Origin of the sequence: Shimia aestuarii (assembly GCF_022814865.1) — a bacterium.
Lineage (GTDB): Bacteria > Pseudomonadota > Alphaproteobacteria > Rhodobacterales > Rhodobacteraceae > Shimia > Shimia aestuarii_A.
Map to the genome: position 1 here is coordinate 19,138 of NZ_JAKVRD010000030.1, position 7,960 is coordinate 27,097.

General features: G+C 57.6%; 8 protein-coding genes. 2 read left to right on the forward strand and 6 right to left on the reverse strand.

Translation table 11 applies throughout. From position 1 onward, the window contains the following. Nucleotides 1–91: 91 nt before the first annotated feature. From MK745_RS18635 to rpiA, 5 genes are all read right to left on the reverse strand, one after another. Nucleotides 92–289 carry a DUF2065 domain-containing protein gene (locus MK745_RS18635; protein ID WP_243614709.1) on the reverse strand — a complete coding sequence of 66 codons (198 nt, stop codon included), beginning with the start codon at nucleotides 287–289 and terminating at the stop codon, nucleotides 92–94. Next, nucleotides 286–1,158 (reverse strand): protease modulator HflC, encoded by an 873-nt coding sequence (gene hflC / locus MK745_RS18640; protein ID WP_243614710.1) that lies wholly within the window; start codon nucleotides 1,156–1,158, stop codon nucleotides 286–288. Before hflC ends, MK745_RS18635 begins: the two co-directional genes overlap by 4 nt. Continuing rightward, on the reverse strand, nucleotides 1,158–2,288 hold the full coding sequence (gene hflK, locus MK745_RS18645; RefSeq protein WP_243614711.1) for an FtsH protease activity modulator HflK: 1,131 nt from the start codon (nucleotides 2,286–2,288) through the stop codon (nucleotides 1,158–1,160). Before hflK ends, hflC begins: the two co-directional genes overlap by 1 nt. Before the next feature lie 68 nt (nucleotides 2,289–2,356). Further along, on the reverse strand, nucleotides 2,357–3,712 hold the full coding sequence (gene gor / locus MK745_RS18650; protein WP_243614712.1) for a glutathione-disulfide reductase: 1,356 nt from the start codon (nucleotides 3,710–3,712) through the stop codon (nucleotides 2,357–2,359). A 9-nt stretch (nucleotides 3,713–3,721) separates the two neighbouring features. Further along, nucleotides 3,722–4,510 carry a ribose-5-phosphate isomerase RpiA gene (gene rpiA, locus MK745_RS18655; RefSeq protein ID WP_243614713.1) on the reverse strand — a complete coding sequence of 263 codons (789 nt, stop codon included), beginning with the start codon at nucleotides 4,508–4,510 and terminating at the stop codon, nucleotides 3,722–3,724. Between the two features lie 231 nt (nucleotides 4,511–4,741). Between rpiA and MK745_RS18660 the strand changes: the two genes are divergently transcribed. Together MK745_RS18660 and MK745_RS18665 are read left to right on the forward strand one after the other, a co-directional pair. Beyond that, nucleotides 4,742–5,446: a glutathione S-transferase family protein gene (locus MK745_RS18660; protein WP_243614714.1), complete on the forward strand. Its 705-nt coding sequence runs from the start codon at nucleotides 4,742–4,744 to the stop codon at nucleotides 5,444–5,446. Continuing rightward, entirely contained in the window at nucleotides 5,447–6,820 is a 1,374-nt protein-coding gene (locus MK745_RS18665) for an L-serine ammonia-lyase (RefSeq protein ID WP_243614715.1), read from the forward strand. 5 nt (nucleotides 6,821–6,825) lie between these two features. Here MK745_RS18665 and MK745_RS18670 read toward each other — a convergent pair whose 3' ends face one another. Beyond that, nucleotides 6,826–7,746, reverse strand: a complete 921-nt coding sequence (locus tag MK745_RS18670; protein WP_347813663.1) for a lytic transglycosylase domain-containing protein — start codon at nucleotides 7,744–7,746, stop codon at nucleotides 6,826–6,828. Between the last annotated feature and the right edge of the window lie 214 nt (nucleotides 7,747–7,960).

The window sequence follows — 7,960 nt, forward strand, 5'->3', positions numbered from 1 at the left end:
CCTCGGGGATACTCTCTACTTAGGCACCATCATTGGCAACTCAACGCGCATCGCAAGTGCACAATTGCCTGTGAGCAGATTGTGAGAATTGTTACGCTCCAAGTGATTTGGCGAGCCACACCAGGAATACGCCCAAAGCGAGCGCTGCGAGGCCAAGCATTCTGCGTTGCTCCTCGGGTAGCGCACGGAGTGCCTCAAGCAGTTGCTCCACAAGCGAAGGGGCCAGTGCATACACCAGCCCCTCAATAATCAGCACGAGGCCGATTGCGAGTAGTGCGATCCCGATCATTGGGCCGGTTTGTCGGACTTCAAGTAGTTGAAGAACTCGCTATCCGGCGACATGACCATGGTCGAGTTCTCGCCCCGAAGCGCACCGCGATACGCGCGGAGCGAACGGTAGAATTCAAAGAACTCTGGATCCTCACCGAACGCCTCTGCAAAGATCGCGTTGCTCAGTGCATCTGCCTCGCCTCGGATGATCTCCGATTGGCGCTGTGCATCAGAGACAAGCTCAACCACGGTGCGTTCCGCTTGCGCGCGCACGCGTTGTGCGGCTTCTTCACCACGGGCCCGTTCGTCCGTCGCTTCCCGCTCACGTTCTGCGCGCATACGCGCGAAGGTCGCGTCCAGGTTTTCGCGCGGCAGGTCGGTGCGCTTGAGGCGCACGTCGATGATCTCGACGCCAAGGCCGAGGGCGGAGTCATACGCGCCGTTGCGGATCCGCAGCATAAGAGCTGCACGGTCCGAGCTCAGGATGTCGTTAGACGACACCTGACCGAGAACCTCCCGGAGAGAGTCGCGCAAAATACCATCGACCTTTGCATCTGCAGCCGGGATACCGCCGGGACCAACAGCCTGACGGAACTGGCGGACATCAATGATGCGATACCGCGCAAAGGCATCAACGACGAGGCGACGATCATCCGACGGCGTAACTTCGATCGGGTCCACATCACGGCTCAGGATACGGTCGTCATAGCGGACAACCTCTTGGATGAGCGGTATCTTGAAGGAGAGACCGGGGTCTTCCTTGACATCAACCACGCGCCCGAACTGCAGCACGAGCGCCTTTTCACGTTCGTCGACGATGAACACGGACGATAGTGCAACCACCGCCGCGATCACGAAAACGGGGAGAAGATAAGTGGTTTTCCGCATCAGTTGTTCCCCTTCCGAAGTTCGTTGAGCGGCAGGTAGGGCACGACGCCCTGACCAGTTTGCTGCTCGTCGATGATGATCTTGTCGACGCGACCGAGCACTTCTTCCATAGTTTCAAGGTAGAGACGCTTGCGGGTCACTTCGGGAGCCTTCTGGTACTCTGTAAGGACCGCAAGGAAACGGCTTGCATCACCTTCGGCTTCGTTCACGACCTGAGCGCGGTAGCCTTCGGCCTCTTCAAGCACCTGCGCAGCTTCACCGCGCGCGCCCGCGAGAACCCGGTTCGCATAAGCATCCGCCTCTTTCTCGATCCGGTCACGTTCTTGCTCTGCGGCTTGCACTTCGCGGAAAGCATCGATCACCGTCTCCGGCGGGTCAGCCTTGTCAAAGTTCACACGCACGATGTTCACGCCCGAGTCATAGCTATCGAGCGTCTCTTGAATCAGGTCCTGAAGACGACCAGCGATCACACCACGGTCGCGGTTGAGGATCGGCGCAAGGTCGGATTGGGCGATAATCTCGCGCATCGCCGACTCGGATACCGCGCGGATCGTGGTGCGCGGATCGCGCAGGTTGAAGAGGTACTCGGCAGGGTCATTGATGTTCCAGACAACTTGGAAATCAATATCAACGATGTTCTCATCACCCGTCAGCATAAGCCCGGCGTCGGATCCACGTGCGCCCACACCAATGTCTTCGTTCTGTTCCCGCGTGACCGGAACAACCTCTTTGGTGACTACAGGCCAAGGCGCAAAGTTCAAGCCGGGTTGACCCGTGCTCGAATAGTCACCGAGGAACAGTTCAACAGAAAGTTCTTCCGGCTTAACCGTGTAGAAACTCTGCGAGGCCCAGAGCACCACGACCGCTGCGAGGCCGATCAGGATACCGCCGCGCCCGATGCCACCACCAGAAGGACGGCGCCCGCCATTTTGGCCATTGCCAGACCCGCCGCGTCCGCCCATGAGCACGCGCAGTTGGTCTTGACCCTTCTTCATCAATTCGTCGATGTCGGGGATTTGCGGGCCATCATCGCCCGGGCCGCGACCACCGCCGCTACCATTGTTGCCGCGGTTTCCACCGCCCCCCTGATGTCCGCCGCCGCCCCAGGGGCCGCCACTATTCCCAGCCATTAAGGTTCATCCCTTTCTTTCTCACGTCCTTGGCACATGACATTAAACTGTGCTGCGCCCGGCAAAATTCAACCCGTTCGCACGGGGGTCTTCATCGTAACAAGCTCTTCCGACATTGTCGGGTGTACAGCGACAGTGCGGTCAAAATCTTCTTTTGTCGCCCCCATCTTGACCGCAATACCGGCGAGTTGGATCATTTCTCCCGCCCCCGGCGCCACGATATGACACCCGAGAACCTTGCGGGTCTTCTGGCTGACAACGAGTTTCATAAGGACACGTTCGCTACGCCCGGCAAAACTCTGTTGCATAGGCTTGAAGCTCGTGGCGTAGACCTCGATCGGTTCCTGATCGCGTGCATCTTCTTCCGAAAGCCCCACGGTCCCCATCTCTGGTTGCGTGAAAATCGCGGTCGGGATCAAGTCATGATCGGGCTTGGTCGGATTGCCTTTGAAGACCGTTTCGACGAATGCCATCCCTTCTCGGATCGCCACCGGTGTGAGGTTGACGCGATCGGTCACATCCCCAATGGCATAGATCGATGGGACGGCCGTCTGGCTATAGTCATCGACAATAACCTCGCCTTTTCGGCCAAGTTCAACGCCGATCTCCGCAAGGCCGAGGCCTTCGGTATTCGGAGCCCGACCCGTCGCGAACATCACCTTGTCAAAGAGAGCTTCCTTGCCGTTGGTGGCTCGCACACGGATCTTGTCGCCTTCCTGCTGAAGGTCGATGATATCCGTACCAAGATGCAGGTTCACGCCACGCTGGCACATCTCTTCGCTGACAAGACCACGAGCCTCACCATCAAAGCCACGCAGGATCTGCGCCCCACGGTAGTATTGCGTCACGTCGACGCCCAAACCGTTCAGAATGCCTGCGAACTCACTAGCGATATATCCGCCGCCAACGATAAGGATCGACTCGGGCAATTCATCGAGGTGGAAGATATCATTGGATGTGATGCCAAGTTCATCTCCCGGCACACCCGGCTTGACCGGGCGCCCGCCTGTCGCCAGCAGGATGTGCTTGGCCGTTTTCTTGGTGCCATCAGCGAGAACCACTGTATGCGCATCTTCCAAGTGCGCCCGTTGGTCGAAGGTTTCGACACCGCTATTCTTGAGCAGATTGCGGTAGACATTCTCAAGGCGGTCTAACTCATCATTCAAACGGCCACGGAAAACGTCCCAGTCGAATTGCCCGGGTTCAATAGCCCAACCATAAGACTTCGCGTCCTCGACAACGCCCGCGTATTCACTTGCGAAGACCATCAATTTCTTAGGGACGCAGCCCCGGATCACACAGGTCCCGCCATAACGGTCTTCTTCTGCCAACGCGACCTTTGCGCCATCCTGTGCCGCAACGCGCGCGGCCCTGACGCCACCGGAGCCACCACCGATGACAAAGAGATCATAATCGAAAGCCATGCTTCGTCCTTAATCCAACAGATCCGTGAAGAGGTTCTCGCTCTCTGCAAAGTCGAGCATGCTCTCTTCGATCGTGCCGGCATTGATATCACGCACTTCCGCGCGCCCATCGCCATAGCCGACAATGACCGCGTCACAGATATCTATGAAAAGGCCGTTTTCAACCACACCAGGCATCTGATTCAGAACAAGCGCCAACTGGCGCGCGTCGCCGATCCGTTTCAGGTGCAGGTCCAGAATGTGATTGCCTTCATCTGTCACGAACGGGCTCTCCCCATTCATACGCAGGGTCGAGTTGCGTCCAAGGACATCCATACCCACAAGGGTTTCCTCAATCAGCGCCTGCGTGGTCTGCCAACCAAACGGAATAACTTCGACGGGAAGTGGGAAGGCACCGAGTGTTTCAACCTCTTTGCCGATGTCAGCGATCACGACCATTTGATCCGAAGCCGTCGCAACGATCTTTTCTTGCAAGAGCGCACCGCCGCCGCCTTTGATGAGATTGAGGTCACCGTCAAACTCGTCCGCGCCATCAATCGTCACATCAAGCCACTTGGCCTCGTCGAGACTCACCACCTCGATACCGACTTCCCGTGCAAGCTCGGCCGTGCGGGTCGAGGTTGGCACCCCCTTGATCCGCAAACCATCATCACGCACCATCTCGCCAAGGCAACGAACAAGCCATGCGGCGGTCGACCCCGTGCCAAGCCCAACGCGCATCCCGTCTTCTACAAAGTCGGTGGCTTTCTTGGCGGCGACAAACTTGGCCTTGTCGATCGGTGACAACTCTCCGGACATACGGCGACTCCCTGATTTGGTGTTGGGAAGTTTATAGGAAAGTTGCGCGGATAGGGCCACGAGGAATTGGTGACTTGCCGGTTATACTTGGGGAATAGAGAAGCAAACTAGCGTTTTATGCGAGAACTCTCTTTGAAGAGGCTGTGAAATCCACCCCACTCAGCCGTGAATTCGAGGCGATATGTCGCTTTGCGACCGAGCAAACACCGAAGGCGCGCATATCCTTTTCTCATGCTGGAAACGCTGCGCCTACATTATGCCCCGGACAATGCCTCCCTTATCGTGCGCCTTGCGCTCGAAGAACTTGGTGTGACCTACGAAACGGTGCTCGTTGACCGCGCGGCGCAAGCCCAGAGAAGTGACGCATTCCGCGCCATCAATCCTGCCGCGAAAATCCCCGCACTTGAAACACCGGACGGCGCCCTGTTTGAGACAGCAGCAATCTTGCTCTACCTTGCGGATCGCTTTGGCCGACTTGCCCCCGACACGGATGATCCAGCACGAGGCCCCTTCCTGAGCTGGCTCTTTTATATATCGAACACGGTTCATGCGAATTTGCGGCTGACCTTCTACCCGCAGATCTATGCCGGAAACAACGATGCCTCCATTTCAGCCCTGCGTGCGGGCGCGCGTAGCAATCTATTGGAAAGCCTACGCCTACTCGACATTCTCGCGAATGAAGGCCACGCTTGGTTCAACGGAACCACACCGAGCCTTCTTGACCTCTACCTAGCTGCGATCCTGCGATGGATGGCCATATACCCTGCCGGTGATACGTCTTGGTTCTCCCTCGCCTCCTACCCAGGCTTACTCGATATGGCCAGCAGCCTTGAAAACCGCGACAGTGTCGTCGCCCTGATCCGCGCGGAAGGCATGGCTCCATGTCCTTTCACGAAGCCCGCTTTTCCCAACCCGCCCGAAGGAGTGGCGCTCTAAATGTTCCTCTCTGTTTTTGATATGTTCAAGATCGGCGTCGGCCCATCCTCGTCGCACACGATGGGGCCGATGGTCGCCGCAGCGCGTTTCCTCGACAGAATGCGCGCAGCCCCCTTTGAATGCCACGGCCTGCGTGCATCGCTACATGGCTCTCTCGCCTTCACAGGGGTTGGACACGCAACGGACCGTGCGACGATCCTCGGCCTCGCGGGGTTCGAACCCGACAGCTACGACGCCGAGAAAGCCGAAACCGCTTTGGCGACAATCCACGAGACCTGCCAGGTCCACCCTGAAGGTCTCGGACCGTTAACATTCGACCCCAAAGTGGACTTGCGCTTTGATTTCGGTCCGGCGCTACCCGGCCATGCCAACGGTATGATCCTGATGGCGACCGACGCACAGGGAGACGTCATCCTTCAGGAAACCTACTACTCCATCGGCGGCGGATTCGTCATGACCGAAGCAGAGCTGGCAGCAGGCAAGGATACAGACGAAGGCCCGCCCATCCCTTACCCGTTCAAATCGGCCGTCGAGATGCTTGAGATGGCGGCGCACTCGGGAAAATCCATCGCGGAAATGAAGAAGGCCAACGAGATCGCGCGCGGATGCCCCGTGAGCTTTGCCAAGGGTGCGGCACGTATCTGGGATGTCATGAATGCCTGCATCGAGCGCGGGCTGACGACGGAAGGAACGCTCCCCGGTGGCCTCGGTGTCAAACGCCGCGCCAAGGCGATTCATGAATCCCTGATGGCAGAGCGCGGCATGAACCTCTCCGCACCGCATACGATCAATGATTGGATGAGCGCATATGCGATGGCGGTCAACGAGGAGAACGCTGCCGGCGGTCAGGTGGTCACGGCTCCGACAAACGGAGCGGCCGGTGTGCTGCCCGCTGTGATCCGCTATTGGCTAGACCACGTTCCCGGAGCAACCGCCTCACGAATCGACGAGTTCCTTCTTACGGCGGCGGCAATTGGGGGCCTGGTCAAGTTCAATGCGTCCATCTCAGGCGCAGAGGCTGGGTGTCAGGCCGAGGTCGGCTCGGCCTCTGCAATGGCGGCGGCAGGGCTTTGCGCCGTAATGGGAGGCACGCCGGAACAAGTCGAGAATGCTGCGGAAATCGCTCTTGAGCATCACCTCGGCATGACCTGCGATCCCGTAAAAGGCCTCGTTCAGGTGCCTTGCATTGAACGCAATGGCCTCGGCGCGATCAAAGCCGTTTCGGCCGCCTCACTCGCTCTGCGTGGCGATGGCACACACTTTGTTCCCTTGGATGCCGTGATTGAAACCATGCGGCAAACCGGGCAGGACATGCACGAGAAGTATAAAGAGACCTCGCTCGGCGGCTTGGCCGTCAATGTGCCCAACTGCTGATCTGACTAGCGCGAGACAAAAACACAGCCATCCGAGATCAACTCGGGTGGCGTTTGGCAAAGGCCTCGTGCGACAGCATAGGTTGCAAGCACCTTCGGTACGTAGTCCCTTGTCTCAGCGAAGTCCGGAACACCGTCAGCTTTGCGTACGGCGCTCTCTCCCGCGTTGTAGCCCGCGAGTACAAGCACTGGATCCCGGTCGAAACGTTCCATCAAAAGGTCAAGGAACGCCACGCCACCGCGGATGTTGTCGCCTGCAGACAGAGGATCCTGCACATCAAAACGCGCCACCGTATCAGGCATAAGTTGCATCAAACCCTGCGCTCCCGCTTGGCTTCTTGCCTGAGTGCGCCCAGAGGATTCGACCGCGATCACGGATAAGGCGAGCGCTGGAGATACCTTTGTGCCAACCGTCGCGATCAGTATTTCGGCTTGATACGCTGTCGCGATATCCTGCAAGTCTTGCAGTCGCATCACGCTCACCCCCTGCCCGTCGGGCGGCTGTGCGATCTGGCGCAGAGCATCGGCAAGGCGCCCCGGTCTCATCTCGGCAAGACTTGGCGAAACCCCTTCCCAGAACCAACCGTATCGCGCTTCGCTAGAGCGATCTTGTGAAGGAGCGGATGATTCAACCTCCGCGGGCTGTTCTGTTTCCGGTCGAATCTGCACATCAATCTTCGGTATCGCCCCCTTCTTCGGCGCTTTCACACGTTTTGCACTAAAGTCTTTGAACGGGGGTGGGGACTGCGCAAACGCGGTCGATATCAAGGAAGCACACGCTATGAATACAATCATAGAGATAATCAGTGATCTAAACCGCATATCCATCTTGTGGAGTTTCCCAGAAAGCGATCCGGAAATCGAGAACCATCCATAGAAATCATGACGAAATTGCCCAGATTCCAGTGGAAACGGGAAAATCAACACTGCGAAATCGTCCAGATGTGAAAAATTATCAAATTAAATCAATACATTAAAAGAACTTCTTGAAAAAAGTCACTTCGCTTTGAAATAGCACCAAACGCGCCCAAATCGCGCCCCATTCAAGGGGGATATTACCCTCATACCAAGTCGGACACGGGCATGAGAGAGACGCCCAACATTGCCCGGCCGGGTTGAGACTGAAACCTAAATGATCCTT